Source organism: Aeromicrobium sp. REDSEA-S32_B7, from assembly GCF_001626145.1.
Lineage (GTDB): Bacteria > Actinomycetota > Actinomycetes > Propionibacteriales > Nocardioidaceae > Aeromicrobium > Aeromicrobium erythreum.
This window is the reverse complement of record NZ_LUNF01000246.1, coordinates 1-23,675: the sequence shown is the minus strand read 5'-3', so window position 1 is coordinate 23,675 and position 23,675 is coordinate 1. Positions and strand designations below refer to the sequence as shown.

Below are 23,675 nucleotides of genomic sequence, written 5' to 3'. Positions count from 1 at the left end.
CCGGAACTCGGTGCCCATCTCGGTGCGCAGACCGTCGATCTCGACGCGGACGGTGCCGATCTCGCCGCGCAGCTCGTGCCGCACCGCCGTCAGCCCCGCCTGCAGCGTGCGGTGGAAGGAGGTCATGACGAGGCCCAGGACGGCGACGGTCGTGGTCAGGAACCCGATGATCAGCGTCCAGCTCTGCGCGTCGGTCATGGTCGGCACCCCTCCATCGTCGGCGACGTCAGCGATCCTGCCAAGGGCCACCGACGTCGGTCCAGGCGCGCGTCCACGGCCGGGCGGGTCGTGGCGGTCGCCGACGGCACTAGGGTGGACCCATGCCTGAGCTCGACATCGGTGCCGCCAAGCGCGGTCGGCGCGCGTACTCCTTCGACGACATCGCGATCGTGCCCAGCCGGCGCACGCGCGACCCCGAGGAGGTCTCCACCGCCTGGCAGATCGACGCCTACCGCTTCGACCTGCCCGTCATCGCCGCCCCGATGGACAGCGTGATGAGCCCGGAGACGGTGATCGCGCTCGGTCGCCACGGAGGCCTCGGCGTCCTCGACCTCGAGGGCCTCTGGACCCGCTACGAGGACCCGACGCCGCTGCTCGCGGAGATCGCGTCGCTCGATCCCGTCGCCGCGACGGCACGCCTGCAGGACATCTACGCCGAGCCGATCAAGCCGGCGCTGATCAAGGACCGGCTCGCCGAGATCCGCGAGGCCGGCGTCACGGTGGCCGCCGCGCTCTCGCCCCAGCGCACCAAGCAGTTCGCCGACGTCGTGGTCGACGCGGGCGTCGACCTGTTCGTCATCCGTGGCACGACCGTCTCGGCCGAGCACGTGTCGAGCCAGACCGAGCCGCTGAACCTCAAGCAGTTCATCTACGAGCTCGACGTCCCGGTCGTGGTCGGCGGCTGCGCCACCTACCAGGCCGCGTTGCACCTCATGCGTACCGGCGCGGCGGGCGTCCTGGTCGGCTTCGGCGGCGGCGCGGCGCACACCACCCGCTCCGTGCTGGGCCTGGCCGTCCCCATGGCGTCCGCCGTGGCCGACGTGGCCGCCGCGCGTCGCGACTACCTCGACGAGTCGGGCGGCCGCTACGTCCACGTCATCGCCGACGGCTCGATCGGGCGCAGCGGCGACATCGCCAAGGCGATCGCCTGCGGTGCCGACGCCGTCATGATCGGCTCGCCGTTCGCGCGGGCCACCGAGGCGCCCGGTCGCGGGTTCCACTGGGGTGCCGAGGCCTGGCACCACGAGCTGCCGCGTGGCAAGCGGGTCGAGATCGGCACGGTCGGCTCGCTCGAGTCGGTGCTGTTCGGTCCGTCGTCGGTCCCCGACGGCACGATGAACCTCATCGGCGCCCTGCGTCGCGCCATGGCCACCACGGGCTACACCGAGCTCAAGGAGTTCCAGCGCGTCGAGGTGGTCGTCGCCTGATGGCGACCAGCCCCCCGGACGGCGCCTGGCCGGTCGCCGAGCCGCCCCCGGACCGCCAACCGCCGACCGCTGCGCGGATCGTCGAGGTCGTGGTCGCCGGGGTGCTGTGGGTCGGTCTCGCGCTCGGCTCGTTGGCGGTCGGTGCGCTGGCGCCGCTCACCGCGATGGCGTCCGACGGCTGCGGCGGTTCCTCCGACGACGGGGCCCTCATCTGCCGTCCGGAGGGCTCGCTGCTGTTCTTCGGAGGCCTGGCGCTGCTCTGGGTCCTGCTGCTCGTGGCGGTGCTGTTCAGCGCCTTCCGGATCGTGCGCGCCGCGACGACCGGACGGTCCGTCTGGCCGTGGCCGTTCGTCGGTCTCGGCATCGCGTTGCTCGGCCTCGCCCTGATGATCCTGGACCTGGCGATCATCACCCGCTGACGGCTCGGGAGGGGTTCGGGCCAGATCACATCGGAATCCGTTGCCGCGAGGAACGGTCCGGGGTCTAGCATGGTGAGGCTGTCCTCACCTGGACGCCCGCACCGAAGGAACCCCCATGCGCCGCACCGTCATCGCCACCGGCCTCGCCGCCACGTCGCTCGTCCTCCTGGCCGCCTGTGCCGAGAAGCCGTCGGAGGCCGACGGCACAGTCTCCGTGAAGGCCGCCGACTCCTCCTGCAAGGTCTCGGCGACGCAGCTCAAGGCCGGCCCCACCACGTTCGCCGTGACCAACGCGGGCTCCAAGGTCACCGAGTTCTACGTGTACGCCGAGGGCGACCGGATCATGGGCGAGGTCGAGAACATCGGTCCGGGCCTGTCGCGCGACCTCGTCGTCGACCTGCCGAAGGGTGACTACCAGGGCGCGTGCAAGCCCGGGATGGTCGGCGACGGCATCCGCCAGGACCTCACGGTCTCCGGCAAGGCCGCCAAGGAGCTGTCGGACTCCGCCGAGCTCAAGGCCGCTGCCGCCAGCTACCAGCGCTACGTCGAGAGCCAGACCGGTGCGCTCATCGACAAGACCACCGAGTTCGTCGACGCGGTCAAGGCCGGCAAGGTCGACGAGGCGAAGGCGCTCTTCCCGCGGGCGCGCACCTACTGGGAGCGCATCGAGCCGGTCGCGGAGATCTTCGGCGACCTCGACCCGATCACCGACGGCCGCGAGCCCGACGCCAAGGCCGAGGGACGCGACTTCACGGGCTGGCACCGCATCGAGAAGCAGCTGTGGGTCGCGGGCAACACCGACGGCATGGACCCCTACGCCGACCAGCTGCTCGCCAACGTCACCAAGGTGGTCCAGGAGAGCAAGGACAAGCCGCTCACGGCGCTCCAGCTCGCCCAGGGCTCGAAGGGTCTGCTCGACGAGGTCGCCACGGGCAAGATCACCGGCGAGGAGGACGAGTTCAGCCACACCGACCTCTGGGACTTCAAGGCCAACATCGAGGGCTCGCAGGCCGCGATCGCGTCCCTGCGTCCGGTGCTCGAGAAGGCCGACCCCGACCTCGTGACCCTCATCGACCAGCGGTTCAAGGCCCTCGACACCGAGCTCGACCAGTACCAGGACGCCGACACCGGTGAGTGGGCCGGCTACGACACGCTCAGCAAGGAGCAGGTCAAGCGGCTCTCGGACTCCGTGGCAGCGCTCAGCGAGCCGATCAGCAAGGTGGCGGCCGTGGTCGCGGCCTCGGCGTGAGCGAGCGCTCGCCCCTCTCGCGTCGCGCCCTGCTCGGTGCGGCCGGTGCCGGCGCCGTGGCTGCGAGCGTCGCCGGCGGCTACGCGGTCGGCGCGACGCGCGACGAACCCGTCCGCCCCGACCCCGAGGCGGTCCCGGTCGCGTTCGAGGGTCGGCACCAGGCGGGCATCCTCACTCCGGCGCAGGACCGGCTGCACTTCGTCGTGCTGGACGTGACGACCGAGAGCCGTGACGAGCTCGTCGGCCTCCTGAAGGAGTGGACGCAGGCGGCGCGCAAGCTCACGCAGGGCAACGAGGTGGGCGTCTACGGTGCGGTCGCGGGCGCCCCGGAGGCGCCACCGGAGGACACCGGCGAGGCCCTCGGCCTGCCCGCGTCGGGCCTGACGCTGACCATCGGCTTCGGGCCGAGCCTGTTCGAGCGTGACGGTCGCCCCCGGTTCGGGCTCGGCGACGCGCGGCCCACCGACCTCGCCGACCTGCCGCTGTTCTCCGGCGACCGTCTCGAGCCGTCGCTGACGGGCGGCGACGTCGCGATCCAGGCGTGCGCGAACGACCCCCAGGTGGCCGTGCACGCGATCCGCAACCTCGTCCGCATCGCCTTCGGGCGTGCGTCGGTGCGCTACTCCCAGCTCGGCTTCGGTCGCACGTCGTCGACCTCGGCGTCCCAGGCCACGGCGCGCAACCTGTTCGGCTTCAAGGACGGCACCGCGAACGTGAAGTCCGAGGACCGCGACGTGGACGACGTGGTGTGGGTCCAGGAGGGTGACGGTCCCGACTGGATGGTCGGCGGCTCCTACCTGGTCGCGCGCCGCATCGACATGCGCATCGAGACGTGGGACCGCGAGCCGCTCGCCGGGCAGGAGGCGATCATCGGCCGGGCCAAGGGCTCGGGCGGCCCGCTGTCCGGCGGCGACGAGCACGCGGCGATCGACCTCGGCAAGCGTGGCTCGGACGGCCAGCCGCTCATCCCCGTCACGTCGCACGTCGCCAAGGCGCACCCCGACAACAACGGCGGCGCCCGGATCCTGCGGCGCGGCTACAACTTCGTCAACGGCACGGACGGTCTCGGTCAGCTGGCGGCCGGTCTGTTCTTCATCAGCTACCAGCGTTCGCCGGAGCAGTTCGTGCGGATCCAGCGCAACCTGGCCGGGCCGACCAACGACGCTCTCAACGAGTACCTCGTGCACCGCAGCTCCGGCTTGTTCGCCTGCCCGCCCGGCGTCGGGCCGCGCGGCTTCTGGGGCGAGACGCTGTTCGGCTGACCGGCGGCGGCGACGTCCGTCCGGCGGACCGTGCGGATGTGACACAAGCCCTGTCGCATTCGACATACCGGCGGTATCCTGGAAGGCATGTCACTCGTCGACGTGGTCCCCGCCTCCCGTGTCCAGAGCCTGACGGCGCTGATCCGCAGCACCAGCGGCGAGACCCGCACGACCACCACCCCGCTCACGGGCGAGCCCGTCGCGCAGATCCCCGTGTCGTCGATCGACGACGTCGAGGCCGCCTTCGACGCCGCCCGCGCCGCCCAGCAGCGCTGGGCGCAGACCCCGCTGGAGGCACGGTCCGCCGCGCTGCTGCGTCTGCACGACCTCGTGCTCGCGCACCAGGACGAGCTGCTCGACCTCATCCAGCTCGAGTCGGGCAAGGCGCGGGCCCACGCCTTCGACGAGGTCGCCCACCTGGCGCTGACCGCCCGCTTCTACGCGCGTCGTCTGAAGAGCCAGCTGAGTCCCACGCGACGCAACGGCGCCCTGCCGGGGCTCACGCGGGTCGAGGTGAACCAGGTGCCCAAGGGCGTCGTCGGCATCATCAGCCCCTGGAACTACCCGCTGACTATGGCGATCTCCGACGGGCTGCCCGCCGTCGCGGCCGGCAACGCGGTGGTGCACAAGCCCGACAGCCAGAGCCCGCTCATCGCGCTCGCCGGCGTCGAGTTGCTGCGTCGGGCCGGGATCCCCACCGACGTCTGGCAGGTCGTCAGCGGTGCGGGCTCGGTCGTCGGCTCGGCGATCATCGAGCGCGCCGACTACATCTGCTTCACCGGCTCGACGGCGACCGGCTCCCTGGTCGCGAAGCAGGCGGCCGAGCGGCTCGTCAGCTGCTCGCTCGAGCTCGGCGGCAAGAACCCGATGATCGTGCTGCCCGGCGCCGACGTCGAGCGCGCCGCGGCCGGTGCGGTCACCGCCTGCTTCTCCTCGGCCGGTCAGCTCTGCGTGTCGATCGAGCGCGTCTACGTGCCCGAGGCGCTGTACGACGGCTTCCGCGACGCCTTCGTGCGTCGGGTGCAGGCCCTGAGCCTCGGCGCATCCCTCGACTGGGACGCCGACATGGGCTCGCTGATCTCCCAGAGCCAGGTCGAGACCGTCGCCAAGCACGTCGACGACGCGGTCGCGAACGGCGCCACCGTGCTCACCGGCGGTCGGGCCCGACCCGACCTCGGTCCGTACTTCTTCGAGCCGACGGTGCTCGAGGGGGTCACCGAGGCGGCCGAGTGCTTCGCCGAGGAGACGTTCGGCCCGCTCGTCTCGCTCTACCCGTACCGCACGGTCGACGAGGCCGTCGCGCTCGCCAACGCCGGCGAGTACGGCCTCAACGCCAGCATCTTCGGACCGGTCCGCGAGGCCCGTCGCATCGCCCCGGCCATCAAGGCCGGCACCGTGAACATCAACGAGGGCTTCGCCGCCACGTTCGGCAGCATCGACGCCCCGATGGGCGGCATGCGCACGTCGGGCGTCGGCCGTCGTCAGGGCGCCGAGGGCATCCTGCGCTACACCGAGCCGCAGGCCGTGGCGGTCCAGCGGGCCGTGCCGATGGGCGGACCGGCGTTCGTCCCCGCGCGCCGCTACGCCCAGGCCCTCACCCTCGGGCTGAAGGTGCTGCGTCGCACCCCGCGCGCCTGACGCCACCGCACCGGGACGCCCCGCGTCCCCACACCCCGCAGCACACAGCACCACCCACCCCGCAGCAGCACCACGAGAGGTTCCCATGGGTTTCGACCACGACGTCATCGTCATCGGCTCCGGATTCGGCGGCAGCGTGTCCGCGCTGCGGCTGACCGAGAAGGGCTACAAGGTCGCCGTGCTGGAGGCGGGCAAGCGCTTCCGCGACGAGGACTTCGCCAAGACGTCGTGGCGGCTGCGCAAGTTCCTGTGGCTGCCCCAGCTGGGCTGCTACGGCATCCAGCGCATCGACAAGCTCAAGGACGTGCTCATCCTCTCCGGGGCGGGCGTCGGGGGCGGGTCGCTCGTGTACGCCAACACGCTGTACGAGCCGCTCGACCCGTTCTACAAGGATCCCGCCTGGGGCCACATCGCCGACTGGAAGAGCGAGCTGGCGCCGTACTACGACCAGGCCAAGCGCATGCTGGGCGTCGCGACCTACCCGTTCGAGACCCCGGCCGACCGGGTGATCAAGAAGGTCGCGCAGGACATGGGCGTCGAGGGCACGTTCCACCACACGCCCGTCGGCGTCCTCTTCGGTGACGAGCCGGGCCAGAAGATCGCCGACCCCTACTTCGGCGGCGCCGGCCCCGACCGCAACGCCTGCACCAACTGCGGCGAGTGCATGACGGGCTGTCGACACAACGCGAAGAACACGCTCGTCAAGAACTACCTCTACCTCGCCGAGCAGAACGGCGCCGAGATCCACCCGATGACGACGGCGGTGTCGGTGACACCGCTGCCGGACGGCGGCTACGCGGTCGAGACGCGCCGCACCAACAAGCGCTTCCGCAAGCACCGCGTGATGACCGCCGAGCAGGTGATCTTCTCGGCCAGCACGATGGGCACGCAGAAGCTGCTGCACCGCATGAAGGACCAGGGTGTCCTGCCGAACGTCTCGGACCGGCTCGGTCTGCTGACGCGCACGAACTCCGAGGCCCTGCTCGGCTCGATCGCCGACGGCAAGGACGTCGACTACTCCGAGGGCGTGGCCATCACGTCGTCGTTCCACCCCGATGAGTTCACGCACATCGAGCCGTGCCGCTACGGGCGGGGCTCCAACGCGATGTCGCTGATGCAGACCGTCCTCACCGACGGAAGCCTGCCGACGGCGCGCTGGAAGACGTGGCTCAAGGAGATGTGGCGGCAGAAGCGCAACATGTTCAAGCTCTACGACCTGCGGCACTGGTCGGAGCGCACGGTCATCGCGCTGGTCATGCAGACCCACGACAACTCGATCACGACGTTCACGAAGCGCAACGTGCTCGGCAGGAAGGTGCTGACGTCGCGTCAGGGCCACGGTGCGCCGAACCCGGCGTTCATCGAGCCGGGTCACGTGGCCGTGCAGCGGATGGCCGAGCACATGGGCGGCACCCCGGGCGGCACGATCGGCGAGCCCTTCAACGTGCCGCTCACGGCGCACTTCATGGGTGGCGCGTGCATCGGCGACTCGCCGGAGACCGGCGTGATCGACCCCTACCACCGTCTCTACGGGCACGAGGGGCTGCACGTGATCGACGGCTCGTCGATCAGCGCCAACCTCGGCGTCAACCCCTCGCTGACCATCACGGCCCAGGCCGAGCGCGCGATGGCCTACTGGCCGAACCGCGGCGAGGCGGACCCACGGCCCGCGGTAGGGGAGGGCTTCCGCTCGCTCGAGCCGATCGCCCCGAAGAACCCCGTGGTCCCCGAGGACGCCCCCGCGGCCCTGCGCCTGCCCATCGTCGGCGTCAGCTGACCTCCGCCTGGCGCTGCTGATTCCCATCACGTGATGGGAATCAGCAGCTCACCACGGTTCTTCGTCGCTCCCCGGCGGATGCATCCGCAGGGGAGCGAGGGATTCCCATGACCTGATGGGAATCAGTCGATGGGCGAGGACTCAGGCCGGGGACCGTCGGCCCGCCGCGGGACGGCGGTCTCGGTCTCCTCGGACCGGCCGCGGAGCACGGTGCTGCCCTCGCGACGCCAGTGGGCGGCCTCGTCAGCATCGGCGGAGGTGACCGCCTGGAGGTCTGCCAGCACGCCGCCGTCGACGTCCTTGGCCAGCTCGGTCAGGCGAGAGGCGGCGTTGACGGCGTCGCCGATCACGGTGAACTCGTAGCGGGTCTCGTCGCCGACGTAGCCCGCGACCGCGCGCCCCGTGGCGACGCCGATGCCCGCCCGCACCCCGACCAGCTCCGACTCCAGCCGTTCGCCGATGCGCCGGGCGGCGGCCAGCGCCTGACCCGCGTGGTCGTCGAGGTGGCGCGGCGCGCCGAAGACGGCGAGCACCGCGTCGCCCATGAACTTGTTGACCAGACCCCCGTGCGCGTCGACCTCGGCGATGATCACGCCGAAGTAGGCGTTCAGCATGGCCACGACCTCGTCCGGCTCGCGCTCCTCGGCGTACGACGTGGACCCCACGAGGTCGGTGAACAGCACCGACACCTCGCGCGTCTCACCGCCCAGCCGCACGTCGTCCAGCGCCGCCTCGGCGACGTCGCGCCCGACGTGGCGGCCGAACGCGTCGCGCAGCCGCTCCCGCTCCAGCAGGCCCGTCGACATCTGGTTGAACCCCGACTGCAGCATGCCCAGCTCCGAGCCGTCGAACACCTCGATCGTGGTGCCGAACTCGCCGCGCTCGACCCGACGCATCGCCTCGGTGACGCCGGTCATCGGCTGGACGACGGCACGGGAGGTGAGCCACATGACGAAGAAGCCGAAGAACAGCACGACCGTGCCGATGATGAGCGTGACGACGGCCAGCTCGCTGAGGGTGAGCTGGTCGGTGGAGAGCGCGAGGATGCCCACCACGACGAGGCCCACGACGGGTGCGCCGGTGCCGAGCCACCAGAACATCAGCACACGGGTCGCGGCACCCAGCCCGCGCGGACGCTTCATGACGGCGCCGCGGAGGGCGCGCGCGGCGATCGGTCGCATCGCGAACTCGGCGAGCAGGTAGGCGATGGTCGTCACCACGATCGACGCGATACCGACGGTGAGGCCGGTCGAGAGCGCGCGTTCGGGCTGCACGGCGACCGACAGGAGCGTGAAGAGCACCGTGGCCAGCACCCACAGGGCCGCCTGCATGACGGTCAGCGACCGTGCGGCGCGCAGGGCGCGGCGTCGCTCGCGCGACGTCGGCTCGCGGTCCTCCAGCGCCCACCGCTGGGCGCGGACCGTGCGGCGCGTGCCCCACGTCGCGCCCACGAGCACGGCGAGCCCGACGTAGATCGGCACGGCCACCGCGAGGGCCACGCCCATGTCGCGCGTCGGGCGGGGGCTCGGGACCACGAACACCGACAGCGCGACGACGATGCCGGCGCCGATGACGTTCGTGCTGACGAGGAAGAGGGTGAGCAGCAGCTGGATGCGCACCCGCAGCCGGCTGGTGTCCTGCTCGGCCGATCCGAGCAGCACCGAGCCGAACGCGCGGCGGGACCGGGCCGTACGCGCGTCACGAGAGGCCACGTCATTGCCTTCCAGGGCTGGCGGAGGGGACGTCGGGCAGCGTACCGTCAGCATGCTGCGGGCGTGTCCTCCTTCGCTCCAGGTCGTTGGACCGGCTGCGGCGCCCTCCCACCCCCGCGCCGTTCGACCGAGAGGAAGCCATGGCACGCAAGGCAGACCGCGAGACCATCGACGCGCTGACCCGCGTCACCGACTTCGACGCCAAGACCATCGAGAAGCTCGCCGGTGTCGGTCGTCCCGTGAACATCCCCGAGCGCTGGGCCGTGATGATCGAGAACACTCCCGCGGACAAGGCGTACATCATCCTCGAGGGCACGGTGGAGATCCGTCGCCACCAGGAGTCCATCGCCGAGCTGGGTGCCGGCGACGTCATCGGCGAGATGGCGCTCGTCAACGGCAAGCTGCGCAACGCGACCGTCGTGGCGAAGACGCCGGTCAAGGCGCTGCACCTCACCGACTCCGACGTCGCCGAGCTGCTCGAGCACGACCCGAACTTCGCCGAGAAGCTGCAGAAGAAGGCAACCGAGCGGCTCGACTGACCGTCCTGCTCGTGGCTGCCCGGCCCGGCCCCTCCCCGGAGGCGCCGGGCCGTCGCACGTCCGGGCTCAGACCTGCCAGTCGAGGGCGTGCACGACCTGGGTGCCCGGGATCCCCTTGAGGTCGACCTCGCGGCTCTCCAGCACGGGCACGGGCGTGCCGTCGGCCTCGAGCGCCTCGAGGACGGTGTCGCTGACCAGCACCTCGCCGCCGTCTGCCTGCGCGGCGACGCGCGCGGCGTAGGCGACGTTGCGTCCGAAGAGGTCGCCGTCGCGGTGGACCGCCGAGCCGCGGTGCACGCCGATGCGGACGGCCACGCCCGCCAGGCGCGACCCCGGCCGGGCACGGGTGATCCGGCGCTGCACCTCGCCCGCGGCTGCGACAGCGGCGGTCGCCGACGGGAACGCGACCATGAAACCGTCGCCCTGCGTCTTCACGACGTGGCCGCCGTGGCGTCCGACCGCACGGGTGGCGACGGCGTCGTGCTTGGCGAGCAGCCGCACCCAGCCCCCGTCGCCCAGCTCGTGGTTGAGGGCGGTGGAGCCCTCGATGTCGGAGAACAGGATCGCGACGGTGCCGTCGGGCGTGGCCATGCGCGCGAGGTCGGGGCGCTCGACGTCGGCCCAGCGCGCGAGGTCGTCGATCGAGCTGCGCAGCGTGCCGCCGAGACCCTTGTCCTTCAGGCTGATCGCCGTGCCCACGACCGTGCGGACGGCGTCGGCGGGTCGCGGCACGGTGAGCCGGGGTCGGGGCCGCTCGGCCTGCAGCGACCGCTTCAGCTGGGCGATCCGGCGCCGCGCGCCCAGGAGCAGGCCCCAGGTCACCACGAGCAGCACGCCCAGCGCGGCGGCGGTGAGCGAGAGGGCGACCTCGAGACCGGACATCGGCACCAATCTACGGCGAGGACGGGGGAGGGGTGGAGCCGCTGCGGCTTGCTCGGCGTACCGGAACGCACAGGACCCGGCCTGGAGGGAGCTCACGGGCCGGGTCCTGTCATGTGCCACGAGGAGCGGGCACGATGTGGATCTCGCGGGAGGGAGTGTAGCGAGATCCATCCTGTTCAACGACGCTCCTCGGAGGGGGTTACGAGCCGTCTGAAGAAATTTCTCGACCGATACGATGACGCGGTGACCCCAGACCACGACCTCGTCATCGTCGTCGACTACGGCGCCCAGTACGCCCAGCTGATCGCGCGTCGCGTCCGCGAGGCCCGGGTGTACTCCGAGATCGTCCCGCACACGATGCCGGTGGAGCAGATCCTCGCGCGCGAGCCCGCCGCGATCATCCTGTCCGGCGGTCCGTCGTCGGTCTACGAGCCGGGTGCGCCGCAGCTCGACCCGACGATGGTCGAGTCCGACGTGCCGGTGTTCGGCATCTGCTACGGCTTCATGGCCATGGCTGCCGCCCTCGGCGGCGACGTCGCGCGGACGGGGCAGCGCGAGTACGGGCGCACGGCCGTCGAGGTGCTCGACCCCGGCACCCTGCTCCAGGGCCTGCCGGGCAGCCTCACGTCGTGGATGTCGCACGGCGACGAGGTCGTCGGCGCGCCGCAGGGCTTCACGGTGAACGCCCGCTCGCCGCGTGCGACCGTCGCCGCGTTCGAGGACATCGGACGCCGGCTCGCGGGCGTGCAGTGGCACCCGGAGGTGCTGCACTCCGAGCACGGCCAGCAGGTGCTGGAGCGCTTCCTCGTCGAGATCGCGGGCTGCCGCCAGACGTGGACCAGCGTCAACATCGTCGAGGAGCAGGTCGAGAAGATCCGCGCCGAGGTCGGTGACGCCCGTGTCATCTCCGCACTGTCCGGTGGTGTCGACTCCGCGGTGTCGACGGCGCTCGTGCAGCGCGCGGTCGGCGACCGGCTCACCGCGGTGTTCGTCGACCACGGGCTGCTGCGCGAGGGCGAGGCCGAGCAGGTCGAGCGCGACTATGTCGAGGCCACCGGGGTCGACCTGAAGGTCGTCGACGCGCGCGAGCGGTTCCTCGGGCACCTCGACGGCGTGAGCGACCCCGAGACCAAGCGCAAGATCATCGGCCGCGAGTTCATCCGCGTGTTCGAGGAGGCGGAGCGGGAGGTGCTCGCCACCCCCGGGCCTCCGGTCAAGTTCCTCGTGCAGGGCACGCTCTACCCCGACGTCGTCGAGTCCGGCGGCGGCGAGGGCGCGGCCAACATCAAGAGCCACCACAACGTCGGCGGGCTCCCCGAGGACCTGGAGTTCTCGCTGGTGGAGCCGCTGCGCACGTTGTTCAAGGACGAGGTGCGCGAGGTGGGCCGCCAGCTCGGCATCCCCGAGGCGATCGTCGGCCGCCATCCCTTCCCCGGTCCGGGTCTCGCCATCCGCATCGTCGGCGCGGTCGACGCCGAGCGCCTCGCGATCCTGCGTCGCGCCGACGCGATCGTGCGCGAGGAGACGACGGCCGCCGGCCTCGACGGCGACATCTGGCAGTTCCCGGTGGTGCTGCTCGCCGACGTCCGCTCCGTGGGCGTCCAGGGCGACGGTCGCACCTACGGCCACCCCATCGTGCTGCGGCCGGTGTCGAGCGAGGACGCGATGACCGCCGACTGGAGCCGCCTGCCCTACGAGCTGCTCGAGCGCATTTCCACCCGCATCACCAACGAGGTCGAGGACGTCAACCGCGTCGTCCTCGACATCACCAGCAAGCCCCCGGGCACCATCGAGTGGGAGTAGTCCTCACGTCCCGCGACGGGGAGGGATGAGGGCTCAGGCCTGGTAGACGTCGGGCACGCCGTCGCCGTCGTCGTCGCGGGTCTCGCGCTCGTGCAGGCGACGGTAGGTGCGGTTGCGTGAACGCAGCACCACCACCGCCAGCAGCGCCGACGTGAGGGAGCCGAGCAGCACGCCCACCTTCACGTGCTCGTCGGCCTCGCTGCCCGGCCCGAACGCCAGCTCGCCGACCAGCAGCGCGACGGTGAACCCGATGCCGGCGAGCAGGCCCACGCCGAGCAGGTCGGTCCACGTCAGGTCGTCGTCGAGCTCGGCGCGGGTGAACCGCGCCATGAGCCAGGTCGCGGCGAGGACGCCGAGCGGCTTGCCGACCACCAGCCCGGCGACGATGCCCAGGGTGACCGGGTCGCGCAGGGCCTGCACGAAGCCCGACGCCCCCTCGACCGCCACACCGGCGGAGAAGAACGCGAACACCGGCACCGCGAACAGCGACGACACCGGGCGCACGACGTGCTCGAGGTGCTCGGCCAGGCCGGGCCCGGTCTCGCCGTCGCGGCGCAGCACCGGCACGGTGAACCCCAGCAGCACGCCCGCGACCGTCGCGTGGACGCCCGACTCGTGCACCAGCACCCAGGCGACGACGGCCAGCGGGACGAGCAGCCAGGGTGAGCGGACGCGACGCTGGACGAGCAGCCCGAACAGGCCGATCGGCACGAGGGCGGCCAGCAGCCAGAGCACGTCGAGCTCGGCGGTGTAGAAGAGCGCGATGATCGTGATGGCCAGCAGGTCGTCGACGATGGCCAACGTCAGCAGGAACAGCCGCAGCGCGGTCGGCAGGAACGACCCGACCACCGCCAGCACGGCGACGGCGAAGGCGATGTCGGTGGCCGACGGGATCGCCCAGCCGACCAGGCGTCCCTCGGGGTGCAGGCCGTTGACGAGCAGGTAGAGGCCGGCGGGGACGGCCATGCCGCCGACCGCCGCGACGATCGGCACCGCGGCACGCGAGGGGTCGCGCAGGTCGCCGGCCACGAACTCGCGCTTGAGCTCCAGGCCGACGACGAAGAAGAAGATCGCGAGCAGGCCGTCGGCGGCCCAGGTGCCGAGGGACAGGTCGAGGTGCAGCGCCGACGGTCCCACGACGGTGTCGCGCAGCCGCGCGTAGGCGTCGGTCGTGTTGGCGGCGACGAGCGCGACGAGGGCGGCGACGACGAGGAGCGCACCGCCGAACGTCTCGGCGCGGACCAGCTCGCCGATGCGCTGGGCTTCGGGCCAGGAGCCGCGGCCGAACAGGCGGGGACGGGTGGTGTTCACAGGGAATCGCTCTCCAGGGGTCGACGACAGGACGCCGACCAGACTTCCCGGCACACCGGGGTCCATCCTACCGTCGGATCGCGCGGGGTCGGTCGGCGCGGCTAGCCTGCGGGGATGTCCGACGTCGCGCTCGCCGCACCCAACGAGGCCGCCGCCGATGCCGGCGCGGAGGTGGCCCGCGCGGGCGGCAACGCCGTCGACGCGGCACTCGCCGCCGCCCTGGTGACCATGGTCAACGAGGTCGGCCTGGTCTCGCTCAGCTCGGGCGGGTTCGTCACCGTCCAGCCCCCGGACGGCTCGAGCCCCGTCACCGTCGACGGCTGGATGGACATGCCGGGCCGGGGAGCGGATGCCGCGCGCGGCTCGGGCACGTGGGACGTGACGACCGAGTACGGCGGTGGGGTCACCGTCACGATCGGGGCCGGGTCGGTCGCGACCCACGGTGCGGTGGCGGCGTTCGAGGAGACGCACCGACGCTGGGGGAGCGTCCCGTGGCGTGAGGTCGTGGCCCCGGCGGTCGACGTCGCCCGCGGAGGGTTCCGGCTGGGCTCGGCGTCGCGCTACTACCTCGACTACGTGCACGACGACATCTACGGCTGGGACCAGCAGAGCCGGGCGGCCGTGCACGACGTCGACGGCACGGTGACGCGCGGGCTCGTGGTGGTCGCCGACCTGGCGGCCTCGCTCGAGCTGATCGCCGAGGAGGGCGCGACGGCGCTGCACGCCGGGGAGCTCGGACACCTCATCAGCGACGACGTCGTCGCGCGCGGCGGTCTGCTGACCCGCGCTGACCTCGAGGCGTACCAGCCGGTGGTCCGGCCGGCGCTGCGCGTCGAGCTCGGCGACTGGACGCTCGGCACCAACCCGACGCCGGCCATCGGTGGGGTGTGCGTCGCGGCCATGCTGCGCCTGCTCGACGGCGTCCCCTTCGATGTGGTGGACGGCCGGTGGTCGACCCACGACGTCGACCGCCTGGTCGAGGTGCAGCGCACCGTCCTCGGGCACCGGCTCGACGTGCTCGACCACAGTGACGACCTCGTCGCCGACGCCCTCGCGTACCTGGCCTCGGTCGACGACACGGTGCGCTCGTCGGGCTCCACCGCCCACGTGTCGGCCACCGACGGCGACGGCGGCGCGTGCGCCGTCACCGTGTCCTCGGGCTACGGCTCGGGCATGGTGGCCCGCGGCACCGGCATCTGGCTGAACAACTGCCTCGGCGAGCAGGAGCTGAACCCGCGGGGGCTGCACGGCCTGCCGGCGGGCACCCGGCTGCTGTCGAACATGGCACCGACCGTGGCCCACCACCGCGACGGCGCGGCGCTGGCGATCGGCTCGCCCGGGGCCGACCGCATCTCGACGGCCGTCGCGCAGGTCGTGGCGGGCTTCGTCAACGGCGGCCTGACCCTGCAGGGAGCCGTCGACCACCCGCGCGTGCACGTGCACCGGGCCGGACGCCCCGACGAGGTGGTGAAGGTCGAGGACCCGGCGGACCTCACGATGTACTACGGCGGCGTGGCCGCGACCCTGCTGCGACGCGACGCCACGGGCGCGCTGCACCTCGAGGCCGCCGCCGACCCGAGGCGCGACGGGGCGGTGCGTCTGGTGCGCAGCGCGTGACATCGTCGCTGTCACGGTCCTACGCTGCGGGCATGAACCTCGTCGGCCTCGCCACCCTGCCGCTGCGCGTGACCATCTCGGCCACCCGCACGACCCTGGCGCTGGGCCAGCTGGCGTCGCCGGACGGCCCGATCCTGCGCGAGGGCGGGTACGGGAGCCGGATCGCCGTGCTGATCGGCGAGGACGGGCTGCTGGAGCAGCTGGGTCGCCTGCTCGCCGACGACCGCGGCATCGTCGCGCTCGGCAACCTGGTCGCCGACATCACGGCAGAGGACCGGCCCGTGGGCAAGGCGCTGCAGCGCGACGGCCTCGTCGACCGGATGGCGTCGGAGGACGGCCCGTTCGTGCGACTCCTGGAGGCCGGCGGTCCACTCGACCGCGCCCTCGCCGAGGACGGCCCGCTCTACCGCTTCCTGGCGCCCGGCGGCTCGCTCGACCGGCTGCTCGCGCCCGACGGCCCCCTGGAGCGGCTCACTGCACCGGACGGCCCGATCGAGCGCATGCTGGCACCCGATGGTCCGCTCGACCGGCTCCTGGAGCAGGACGGGACGCTCGAGAACGTGCTGCGACCCGGTGGCCTGCTGGAGCAGCTGCTGGAGGAGGAGGGCGTCCTCGAGAACCTGCTGCGTCCGGGCGGGACGCTGGAGCAGCTGGTCGCGCTCGGGTCGACGATCGACGCGATCGTCCCGCGCCTGGAGGCGCTCGGCAACGCGATCCCGAGCCTCAACCAGGCGGTGTCGGTGCTCAGCGGCGCCGTCGAGCCGCTCGGCACGCTCGCCCAGCGGCTGCCCGGCGGCCGCCGTCGGGTGCTGTCGTCCGGTCCGTCGGGGTCGACCCCCACGAACGAGCTGTACGGCGAGTGAGCGCCCCCGCACGGTCCGACGTCGTCGGCCGCTGGCTCCCCGAGAACGGCCCCGACCGGGCGTTCGTCGAGCTGCGCAACAACGGCGACCTCGCCGGGCACGACGGGTGCAACCGGTTCGGCGGCGAGCACTGGTCGCTCGAGGGCGACGTCGTCACCACGTCGGGCACCCGCGTCTCGACCCTCATGGCCTGCGACGGCGTCGACACCTGGCTGGGCCGGGCGGTGTCGTTCCGCTGGGACGACGGCACGCTGAGGGCGACCGGACCCGACGGCGACGAGCTCGGTCTGCTGCTCACCGACCCGGACGCGACGCCCCGTGGGTGAGCGAGCGGTCGTCGTCGCAGGGATGGTCCTCTTGGCGGTGCTCGCGGCGTGCAGCGGCCCGTCTCCCGAGCCCGGCCCGACGCCGTCGTCATCTCCATCACCATCGCCGAGCGTCACGCCAGCCGTCGCGTCCGACTTCGCCGGCCGGTGGGGCGAGCCCGGGCACGAGGGCGTCCACGTGGAGATCGTGGTCGACGGTCGCCTCGCCGGCTACGACGGGTGCAACGGATTCGGGAGTCTGTCCTGGTCGATGGTCGACGGACGTGCCGTGCCGGCCAGGACGGCACACGGGCTCAGAGCATGTGGGAGCGTCGATCAGTGGCTGACCCCTGCGACGTCGTACGGCCTCGTGTCGGGACGGCTCGTGGTGTTCGACGGCGCAGGCCGAGAGCTCGGTTCCCTGGGGCGGTCCGGGAGCTGCGGCGACACCTGCGCGACCCCGGCGAGCTGACTCCCGGACCGGGCTAGTCCCTCGTGCGTTCGGCTTGCCGACGTCGAGGTCCGTGCGAGGCTCGACGCATGGACATCGTCATCATCGGAGGCGGTCTCGCGGCCGCGAAGGCTGCAGCGGCGCTGCGCGAGAACGGTCACGACGGCGGGCTGACGATCATCGGCGACGAGGACCGCCTGCCGTACGAGCGTCCGCCCCTCTCGAAGGACGTGCTGCTCGGCGAGGGCACGCTCGACGACGCCGTCGTGCAGCCTCAGGAGTGGTACGCCGAGCACGACGTGCGTCTCGTCACCGGCACCGAGGCCGAGCGGCTCGACGTGGAGGGTCACCGCGTGCACCTGGCGGACGGCCAGGTCGTGCCGTTCGACAAGGCCGTCATCGCGACCGGCGCGCGTCCCGCCGTCCCCGACGCCATCGCGGGTGGTGCCGACGCCTTCTTCCTGCGGAACGCGGCCGACGTGGAGCGGCTGTCGACGGCGTTCGCCGACGCGTCGTCGGTCGTCGTCGTGGGTGGCGGCTGGATCGGGCTCGAGGTGGCGGCCGCGGCGCGCCACCACGACCTCGAGACGACGGTGGTGCTGCGCGACGACGTGCCGCTGGAGAAGGTCATGGGCGAGCGGATCGGCGGCTACTTCGCGTCGCTGCACACGTCGCACGGCGTGACGCTGCGGGCGGGCGAACGGGTCGACGCGGTGACCGCACGCACGGTGAAGCTGGGCGGCGGCGAGGTGCTTGAGGCCGACGTCGTGGTGCTGGCGGTGGGTGCGACGCCCAACGTCGAGCTCGCGCAGGAGGCGGGACTGCTCGTCGACGACGGCATCGTCACCGACGAGCACTTCGCCACCAGCCACCCCGACGTGTACGCCATCGGCGACGTGTCGGCCACGCTGCACCTCGGTCGCGGCCACGCCGTGCGGGTCGAGCACTGGGACGACGCCGTGCGCCAGGGCGAGGCCGTCGCGCAGGTGCTGCTCGGCCAGGACGTCACCTACGACTGGGAGCCGTACTTCTTCACCGACCAGTACGACCTCGGCATGGAGTACGTCGGCCACGGGTCCGGCGACGACGACGTGGTCGTGCGCGGCGAGCTCGACGACGGCAGCGGCGAGGGCGAGTTCATCGTCTTCTGGTTGCACGACGGCGTCGTGTCCGCCGCCATGAACGTCAACATCTGGGACGTCCAGGACGACCTGCGCGCCCTCGTGGGCCGCGAGGTCGACCCCGAGCGCCTCGCCGACCCCTCCGTCGAGCTCTCCGCCCTCGCCTGACCTGGGAATCTCTCCCTCGGGTCAGACCTCGGCGACGTGCACGACGGCGTCGCCGCTGTTGACCACGGGGGCCTCGGTGCGGCCGATGACGACGCCGGACCGCTCGGCGTGGACGAGGCGGACGCGCTTGCCGAAGGAGTCGAACAGGCCGCCGAGGCGCTGGCCCTCGCTGACGTGCTCGCCGAGCGCGACCTCCAGGTGCAGCATGCCGGTGCCGCGGGCCCGGACCCAGCTGCTCTTGAACGACGGCTGGCTGGGGGTGGGCGGGTCCTCCTCGAGCGCGTCGGTCATGCCGAGCGCGGCGAGCACCCGACGCACGCCGCGCACACCGGCCTCGATCGCCCACCCGTCCATGCGCCATGCCTCGCCGGCCTCGTAGAGGAGCACCGTGGCGCCGGCCTCGCGGGCGGCGGCGCGCAGCGACCCGTCGCGGATGCGCGCGTGCAGCATGACGGGGGCGGCGAAGGCCTCCGCGAGCTCGCGCGTGCGCGGGTCCTCGAGGTCGGCGCGGATCTGCGGCAGGTTCGTGCGGCGATCGGACCCGGTGTGCAGGTCGATCCCGACCTCGCACTTGGCGACCACCTCGGTCATCATCAGGTGCGCGATGCGCGACGCGAGCGACCCGCGCGCGGACCCGGGGAACGAGCGGTTCAGGTCGCGGCGGTCGGGCAGGTAGCGGTCGCCGGTCATGAAGCCGAGAACGTTGACGATCGGCACGGCGATCAGGGTGCCGCGCATCGTCTTCGGGTCGAGCTCGGCGAGCACCTGGCGGACCACCTCGACGCCGACCGCCTCGTCGCCGTGGATGGCGGCGTCGACCCACACGGTCGGCCCGTCCTCACGTCCGTGCACGACACGCACCGGCAGGTCGACGTCGGCACCGGTCACGAGTCGGGTGATCGGCAGCGACACCGACTTCACCTGCCCCGGACGCACCCGGATGGGGCCGATCTCGAACGACGGGCGCACCATCACCGTCCCCGGTTCCGGCGGCGCACGCGCACGGGCGGACGCCCGCCGAGGTAGGACGCGCTGGAGTCGACGAGGAACCCCTGCGCGAGCGCCTCACGTCCCACGAGCATCCGGAAGCCCATCTCGTCGCGCCGCGACAGCGTCACCTCGGCGGGCACCACGCGACCGGCGAGGTGCAGGTCGATCATCACGACGTAGCGCTCCTCGACGTGGCCCGACGACGACCGCACCTCGCGCAGGTCGAGCACGTCGAGCTCGACCTGCGTCGGGTCCTCGTCGCTGCCCTGCCACGGGTGGATGCTGAACCGGACCCGACGTCCTCCGTCGTCGTCGAGGTCGAAGGCGTGCAGCGACGACGTGCGCGCGCCGGTGTCGATCTTGGCCTTGATCCACGGCACGTCCAGGTCGGGCAGACGGACCCACTCGCGCCAGCCCACCAGCGTCGGCGCCGGACGGTCGGCGTCGGGCCCGCCAGGGGGAGCGGACTGCGGGGCGGAGGTGTAGGAAGGGGGTTGCGTCAACCGTCCGTCCTTCCAGCTCGGGGAGTCCATGAAGCTCGCGATCCTGTCACGTGCGCCTCGGTCGTACAGTACGCAGCGCCTGCGCACCGCGGCGCTCGACCGTGGTCACACCGTCAAGGTGCTGAACACCCTGCGCTTCGCGATCGACCTCTCGGGCGACGAGCCCGACCTGCAGTACCGCGGCAAGCCGCTGTCGCACTACGATGCCGCGCTGCCGCGCATCGGCAACTCCATCACCTACTACGGCACCGCCGTCGTGCGGCAGCTGGAGCAGATGGACGTGTACACGCCGAACACGTCGTGGGGCATCCAGAACTCGCGCGACAAGCTGCGCGCGAGCCAGATCCTCTCGCGCCACGACATCGGCATGCCGGCCACGACGTTCGTGCGCGACCGGGCCGACGTGATCCCCGCGATCGAGCGGGTCGGTGGCGCGCCGGTCGTCATCAAGCTGCTCGAGGGGACCCAGGGCATCGGCGTGATCCTGGCCCCGGAGATCAAGGTCGCCGAGGCGATCATCGAGACCCTGCAGAGCACCCGCCAGAACGTGCTCATCCAGCACTTCGTCGCGGAGAGCAAGGGTCGCGACATCCGTGCGCTCGTCGTCGGCGACCGTGTGGTCGCGGCGATGCGACGCGTGGCGAAGGGCGATGAGTTCCGCTCCAACGTGCACCGCGGCGGCTCCGTCGAGCCGGTCACGCTCGACGCCGAGTACGAGCGGGTGGCGGTACGGGCGGCGCAGATCATGGGTCTGCGGGTCGCCGGTGTCGACATGCTGGAGGGCGACGAGGGGCCCCTCGTCATGGAGGTCAACTCCTCGCCCGGCCTGGAGGGCATCGAGGCGGCCACCAACCTCGACGTCGCCGGGGCGATCATCGACCACATCGACAACCAGGTCGCCTTCCCCGAGATCGACGTCCGGCAGCGGCTGACCGTCTCCACCGGCTACGGCGTCGCCGAGCTGCTCGTGCAGGCGGCGTCGGACCTGGTCGGCACGCCACTCGGCGAGAGCGGCCTGCGCGACCGCGACATCTCCGTCCTCACGCTGCAGCGCGGCACCCAGGTGATCCCGAACCCGCGCCGCTCGCACGTGCTCGAGGCCGGCGACCGGCTGCTGTGCTTCGGCAAGCTCGAGGAGATGCGCTCGATGATCCCGAGCCGCCGCAAGCGGATCCGCAAGGTCAAGCGGCTGCCGAAGGACCCGATCCACGAGGGGTGAGGGCTTCCGCTACGTCGGCTCACGCGCCCTGTCAAGGCCATCCACCTCAACTCTGAAGAAGTCTGTCGCACTCCTGCGAGCCCCTCCATCGTGTGGGGGACCGGCACCTCCCAGGTGCCGAGATCGGAGGAGACGTGATGCAGAGACGGGCGATGACGGTGGTGGTCTCGTCGGCGGCGTGCGCCCTGGCCCTGGTGGTCGGACCCGCCGCAGCGGCCGAAGGTCCGGACGGAGCCCACGCCCCGCCGGCCGAGGCGCAGTCCGTCGACGACCTGAGGGTCGTCGACACCCCCGAGGGCGACTATCTCCTGGAGGAGTCGTTCACGCTCGACGGTCGGCCGCTGTCGACGCAGCGGACGCCGCTCGACGGCTCCGCGGGCACCGAGCCGTCGACCCTCTCGAACCGGGGCGGGACGGGCGGCACGAGCACCGCGTCGGGCTGCCGCAAGGTCACGATCTCCAACCGGGCGAAGACGGTCGTCGGCAAGACGGCCTACCGCTACAACACCTGGACGCGCTGGTGCTGGACGCGGTCGACCGAGCGGATCCACCGCGGCGTGAAGACCGGATGGAGCATCTCGTCGGTGGACGGGTTCCAGTACTGGCGGGGCCAGGTGCGCAAGGTGACGAACTTCTACGACGCAGGAGCGAACAACAACCGGCCCCGGAGCGGTTTCCGGCACTACCGGCAGGGTCGGTTCGAGAACTGTGTCGTCAAGTACGGCTGCATCCAGACGTCGTACCCCGCCAACTCCCTGCGGTCGTACTCCAACGGCAGGTACCGCTACGCGTTCTCGGGCACGTGACCGGGCGCCGGCAGGTCCTCGCGGTCGCGCTCGTCGTGGTGGTCCTGCTCCCGTTCGGGCTCGTGGGTCTGGGCGGGAGCGTGGGCTACGGCGCGATCGAGCTGGTCGTGTGGCTGGTCGTCGTGGCGGCGCTCGTCGTCGCCTTCCTCACGTGGGGCCGAGGGCCCCGCGACACCCAAGGAGCTCGGGGCCAGGACCCGAGGAGAAAGGATCAGAGATGAAGCGAATCACCGTTCCCGGACGAGGTCTGGCGGTTGCGGCGGGAGTCGCGGCCCTGGTGGTCGGCGGCGCGGTCGCGGCGGTCGGGGTCGACGGACCTGACCCCTCGTCGATCGACCCGGCGCAGGCGGAGGTGACGATCACCGACGAGACGTCGACGCTCGACGGGACGCCGACCGGCACCACCGTCGCGACGTACGACGTCGAGGGGCACCTGCTCGACCGCCAGGTCAGCGAACCCTGAGCCGTCCTGCCGTGCCGGCCGGGCCAGGCGGGCGTGGCGACCGGGGCGGGGAAGATCCGGACGGTCGAGGACGTTGCACGGCTGACGTGAGTGCTCTTCTCGAACCCGTCACCCTCCGCGGCGTCACCGCCCGCAACCGTGTCTGGCTGGCGCCGATGTGCCAGTACTCGTGCTTCGCGCGCGACGGCGTGCCGACCGACTGGCACCTGGCGCACCTCGTCGCCCGGGCGTCGGGCGGCTTCGGGCTGCTCCTGACCGAGGCCACCGCGGTGGTGCCCGAGGGTCGCATCAGCCCCGAGGACACCGGGCTCTGGGACGACGCCCAGCAGGAGGCGTGGGGCCGCGTGGTCGCGGCCGTGCACGAGCAGGGCGTGCCGATCGGGGTCCAACTCGCGCACGCAGGGCGCAAGGCGTCGACCTTCGCGCCGTTCGCCGACCCGCGCGCTGCCGCGACCGGCGAGGGCAGCGTGCCCGTCGAGGACGGCGGCTGGGAGACCGTCGCGCCGTCGGCCGTCGCCTTCCCCGGGTACGCCACGCCCCGCGCGCTGTCGCTCGAGGAGGTCCGCGAGCTGCCCGCGCGGTTCGCCGACGCCGCCCGCCGCGCCGACGCTGCCGGGTTCGACGCCGTGGAGGTGCACGCCGCGCACGGCTACCTGCTGCACCAGTTCCTTTCGCCGTTGTCGAACGAGCGCGACGACGAGTACGGCGGCTCCTTCGAGAACCGGACGCGGCTGGTCGTGGAGGTCGTCGACGCGGTCCGCGCGGCCTGGCCCGACGACAAGGCGCTCGTGGTGCGGTTCTCGGGGACCGACTGGCTCGACGGCGGCTGGACGTCGGCCGAGACCGCGCGACTCTCGCGCGAGCTCGCCGACCACGGCGTGGACCTCGTCGACGTCTCCAGCGGCGGCCTGCTGCCCGCCGACATCCAGGTCGGGCCCGGCTACCAGGTGCCGCTCGCGCGCGAGGTGCGCGACGGATCCGGCCTGCCCGTGGGCGCGGTGGGCCTGATCACCGACCCGCAGCAGGCGGAGGAGGTGCTCGAGCGGGGCGACGCCGACGTCGTGCTGCTGGCACGGGCCGCCCTGCGCGAGCCGGGCTGGCCCCAGCGCGCCGCCCACGAGCTCGGCGACCCGCCCGCGGGCCTGTACCC

The 23,675-nt window shown here is 72.2% G+C and carries 23 protein-coding genes and 1 pseudogene; 18 read left to right on the top strand and 6 right to left on the bottom strand.

Translation table 11 applies throughout. The features are described 5' to 3' along the window. Positions 1–207: hypothetical protein (locus tag A6Q79_RS15610; protein WP_317698721.1), on the bottom strand; the 207-nt coding region annotated here is incomplete at its 3' end. A 113-nt stretch (positions 208–320) separates the two neighbouring features. Here A6Q79_RS15610 and A6Q79_RS15605 point away from each other — a divergent pair. The 6 genes from A6Q79_RS15605 (at position 321) to A6Q79_RS15580 (ending at position 7,772) form a co-directional block, all read left to right on the top strand. Next, positions 321–1,427 (top strand): GuaB3 family IMP dehydrogenase-related protein, encoded by a 1,107-nt coding sequence (locus A6Q79_RS15605; RefSeq protein ID WP_067854215.1) that lies wholly within the window; start codon positions 321–323, stop codon positions 1,425–1,427. Continuing rightward, positions 1,427–1,846, top strand: coding sequence for a hypothetical protein (locus tag A6Q79_RS15600; RefSeq protein WP_286690424.1), 420 nt, complete (start codon positions 1,427–1,429; stop codon positions 1,844–1,846). The genes A6Q79_RS15605 and A6Q79_RS15600 overlap by 1 nt, the downstream gene beginning before the upstream one ends. A 115-nt stretch (positions 1,847–1,961) precedes the next feature. Beyond that, entirely contained in the window at positions 1,962–3,095 is a 1,134-nt protein-coding gene (gene efeO, locus A6Q79_RS15595; RefSeq protein WP_286690425.1) for an iron uptake system protein EfeO, read from the top strand. Further along, positions 3,092–4,357, top strand: a complete 1,266-nt coding sequence (gene efeB, locus A6Q79_RS15590) for an iron uptake transporter deferrochelatase/peroxidase subunit (protein ID WP_286690426.1) — start codon at positions 3,092–3,094, stop codon at positions 4,355–4,357. Before efeO ends, efeB begins: the two co-directional genes overlap by 4 nt. A gap of 87 nt (positions 4,358–4,444) precedes the next feature. Further along, positions 4,445–5,995, top strand: a complete 1,551-nt coding sequence (locus A6Q79_RS15585) for a succinic semialdehyde dehydrogenase (RefSeq protein WP_286690427.1) — start codon at positions 4,445–4,447, stop codon at positions 5,993–5,995. Positions 5,996–6,080: 85 nt separating this feature from the next. Further along, entirely contained in the window at positions 6,081–7,772 is a 1,692-nt protein-coding gene (locus tag A6Q79_RS15580; protein WP_286690428.1) for a GMC oxidoreductase, read from the top strand. 122 nt (positions 7,773–7,894) lie between these two features. On the opposite strand, the gene A6Q79_RS15575 is transcribed toward A6Q79_RS15580, so the two are convergent. Beyond that, positions 7,895–9,484, bottom strand: coding sequence for an adenylate/guanylate cyclase domain-containing protein (locus A6Q79_RS15575; protein ID WP_067854229.1), 1,590 nt, complete (start codon positions 9,482–9,484; stop codon positions 7,895–7,897). Positions 9,485–9,624: 140 nt separating this feature from the next. Between A6Q79_RS15575 and A6Q79_RS15570 the strand changes: the two genes are divergently transcribed. Further along, entirely contained in the window at positions 9,625–10,023 is a 399-nt protein-coding gene (locus A6Q79_RS15570; RefSeq protein ID WP_067854232.1) for a cyclic nucleotide-binding domain-containing protein, read from the top strand. A 66-nt stretch (positions 10,024–10,089) separates the two neighbouring features. Here A6Q79_RS15570 and A6Q79_RS15565 read toward each other — a convergent pair whose 3' ends face one another. Further along, entirely contained in the window at positions 10,090–10,905 is an 816-nt protein-coding gene (locus tag A6Q79_RS15565; RefSeq protein ID WP_286690429.1) for an adenylate/guanylate cyclase domain-containing protein, read from the bottom strand. A 243-nt stretch (positions 10,906–11,148) separates the two neighbouring features. Between A6Q79_RS15565 and guaA the strand changes: the two genes are divergently transcribed. Next, the gene (gene guaA / locus A6Q79_RS15560; protein WP_067854238.1) at positions 11,149–12,708 is read left to right on the top strand and encodes a glutamine-hydrolyzing GMP synthase; all 1,560 of its coding nucleotides are present in this window, start codon (positions 11,149–11,151) and stop codon (positions 12,706–12,708) included. A gap of 33 nt (positions 12,709–12,741) precedes the next feature. Here the strand turns inward: guaA and nhaA are convergent, their stop codons facing one another. After that, positions 12,742–14,019: a Na+/H+ antiporter NhaA gene (nhaA, locus tag A6Q79_RS15555; RefSeq protein WP_286690430.1), complete on the bottom strand. Its 1,278-nt coding sequence runs from the start codon at positions 14,017–14,019 to the stop codon at positions 12,742–12,744. Positions 14,020–14,133: 114 nt separating this feature from the next. On the opposite strand from nhaA, the gene A6Q79_RS15550 reads away from it, so the two are divergent. The 4 genes from A6Q79_RS15550 (at position 14,134) to A6Q79_RS15535 (ending at position 18,544) form a co-directional block, all read left to right on the top strand. Next, on the top strand, positions 14,134–15,636 hold the full coding sequence (locus tag A6Q79_RS15550; RefSeq protein ID WP_289017530.1) for a gamma-glutamyltransferase: 1,503 nt from the start codon (positions 14,134–14,136) through the stop codon (positions 15,634–15,636). A gap of 32 nt (positions 15,637–15,668) precedes the next feature. After that, complete coding sequence (locus tag A6Q79_RS15545; RefSeq protein ID WP_067854248.1) at positions 15,669–16,499, top strand: hypothetical protein; 831 nt, start codon at positions 15,669–15,671, stop codon at positions 16,497–16,499. Beyond that, positions 16,496–16,825, top strand: coding sequence for an META domain-containing protein (locus A6Q79_RS15540; RefSeq protein WP_286690432.1), 330 nt, complete (start codon positions 16,496–16,498; stop codon positions 16,823–16,825). The genes A6Q79_RS15545 and A6Q79_RS15540 overlap by 4 nt, the downstream gene beginning before the upstream one ends. Positions 16,826–17,344: 519 nt before the next feature. Further along, on the top strand, positions 17,345–18,544 hold the full coding sequence (locus A6Q79_RS15535) for an NAD(P)/FAD-dependent oxidoreductase (RefSeq protein ID WP_286690433.1): 1,200 nt from the start codon (positions 17,345–17,347) through the stop codon (positions 18,542–18,544). Between the two features lie 21 nt (positions 18,545–18,565). Here A6Q79_RS15535 and A6Q79_RS15530 read toward each other — a convergent pair whose 3' ends face one another. Both A6Q79_RS15530 and A6Q79_RS15525 read right to left on the bottom strand, forming a co-directional pair. Beyond that, on the bottom strand, positions 18,566–19,516 hold the full coding sequence (locus A6Q79_RS15530) for a succinylglutamate desuccinylase/aspartoacylase family protein (protein WP_286690434.1): 951 nt from the start codon (positions 19,514–19,516) through the stop codon (positions 18,566–18,568). Next, on the bottom strand, positions 19,516–20,037 hold the full coding sequence (locus A6Q79_RS15525) for a RimK/LysX family protein (protein WP_286690435.1): 522 nt from the start codon (positions 20,035–20,037) through the stop codon (positions 19,516–19,518). The genes A6Q79_RS15530 and A6Q79_RS15525 overlap by 1 nt, the downstream gene beginning before the upstream one ends. A gap of 28 nt (positions 20,038–20,065) precedes the next feature. On the opposite strand from A6Q79_RS15525, the pseudogene A6Q79_RS15520 reads away from it, so the two are divergent. The 6 genes and pseudogenes from A6Q79_RS15520 to A6Q79_RS15500 all read left to right on the top strand — a co-directional run. Next, a pseudogene (locus tag A6Q79_RS15520) lies at positions 20,066–20,923 on the top strand (RimK family alpha-L-glutamate ligase); the annotation flags it as partial. Continuing rightward, positions 20,909–21,256: a TrkA C-terminal domain-containing protein gene (locus A6Q79_RS18715; RefSeq protein WP_353939377.1), complete on the top strand. Its 348-nt coding sequence runs from the start codon at positions 20,909–20,911 to the stop codon at positions 21,254–21,256. The pseudogene A6Q79_RS15520 and the gene A6Q79_RS18715, both read left to right, overlap by 15 nt. A gap of 137 nt (positions 21,257–21,393) precedes the next feature. Next, positions 21,394–22,062: a hypothetical protein gene (locus tag A6Q79_RS15515; RefSeq protein WP_286690436.1), complete on the top strand. Its 669-nt coding sequence runs from the start codon at positions 21,394–21,396 to the stop codon at positions 22,060–22,062. Further along, the gene (locus A6Q79_RS15510; RefSeq protein WP_286690437.1) at positions 22,059–22,283 is read left to right on the top strand and encodes a hypothetical protein; all 225 of its coding nucleotides are present in this window, start codon (positions 22,059–22,061) and stop codon (positions 22,281–22,283) included. The genes A6Q79_RS15515 and A6Q79_RS15510 overlap by 4 nt, the downstream gene beginning before the upstream one ends. Then, positions 22,280–22,525, top strand: a complete 246-nt coding sequence (locus A6Q79_RS15505) for a hypothetical protein (RefSeq protein WP_289017526.1) — start codon at positions 22,280–22,282, stop codon at positions 22,523–22,525. The genes A6Q79_RS15510 and A6Q79_RS15505 overlap by 4 nt, the downstream gene beginning before the upstream one ends. A gap of 155 nt (positions 22,526–22,680) precedes the next feature. Then, the coding region (locus tag A6Q79_RS15500; RefSeq protein ID WP_317698722.1) for an NADH:flavin oxidoreductase/NADH oxidase at positions 22,681–23,675 on the top strand (995 nt) is incomplete at its 3' end.

Coding starts and splice junctions, on each gene's coding strand:
- A6Q79_RS15605 (WP_067854215.1), top strand. CDS start 321: ATGCCTGAGCTCGACATCGGTGCCGCCAAGCGCGGTCGGCGCGCGTAC.
- A6Q79_RS15600 (WP_286690424.1), top strand. CDS start 1,427: ATGGCGACCAGCCCCCCGGACGGCGCCTGGCCGGTCGCCGAGCCGCCC.
- efeO (WP_286690425.1), top strand. CDS start 1,962: ATGCGCCGCACCGTCATCGCCACCGGCCTCGCCGCCACGTCGCTCGTC.
- A6Q79_RS15585 (WP_286690427.1), top strand. CDS start 4,445: ATGTCACTCGTCGACGTGGTCCCCGCCTCCCGTGTCCAGAGCCTGACG.
- A6Q79_RS15580 (WP_286690428.1), top strand. CDS start 6,081: ATGGGTTTCGACCACGACGTCATCGTCATCGGCTCCGGATTCGGCGGC.
- A6Q79_RS15570 (WP_067854232.1), top strand. CDS start 9,625: ATGGCACGCAAGGCAGACCGCGAGACCATCGACGCGCTGACCCGCGTC.
- A6Q79_RS15565 (WP_286690429.1), bottom strand. CDS start 10,905: ATGTCCGGTCTCGAGGTCGCCCTCTCGCTCACCGCCGCCGCGCTGGGC.
- A6Q79_RS15550 (WP_289017530.1), top strand. CDS start 14,134: ATGTCCGACGTCGCGCTCGCCGCACCCAACGAGGCCGCCGCCGATGCC.
- A6Q79_RS15545 (WP_067854248.1), top strand. CDS start 15,669: ATGAACCTCGTCGGCCTCGCCACCCTGCCGCTGCGCGTGACCATCTCG.
- A6Q79_RS15535 (WP_286690433.1), top strand. CDS start 17,345: ATGGACATCGTCATCATCGGAGGCGGTCTCGCGGCCGCGAAGGCTGCA.
- A6Q79_RS15530 (WP_286690434.1), bottom strand. CDS start 19,516: ATGGTGCGCCCGTCGTTCGAGATCGGCCCCATCCGGGTGCGTCCGGGG.
- A6Q79_RS15515 (WP_286690436.1), top strand. CDS start 21,394: ATGCAGAGACGGGCGATGACGGTGGTGGTCTCGTCGGCGGCGTGCGCC.
- A6Q79_RS15505 (WP_289017526.1), top strand. CDS start 22,280: ATGAAGCGAATCACCGTTCCCGGACGAGGTCTGGCGGTTGCGGCGGGA.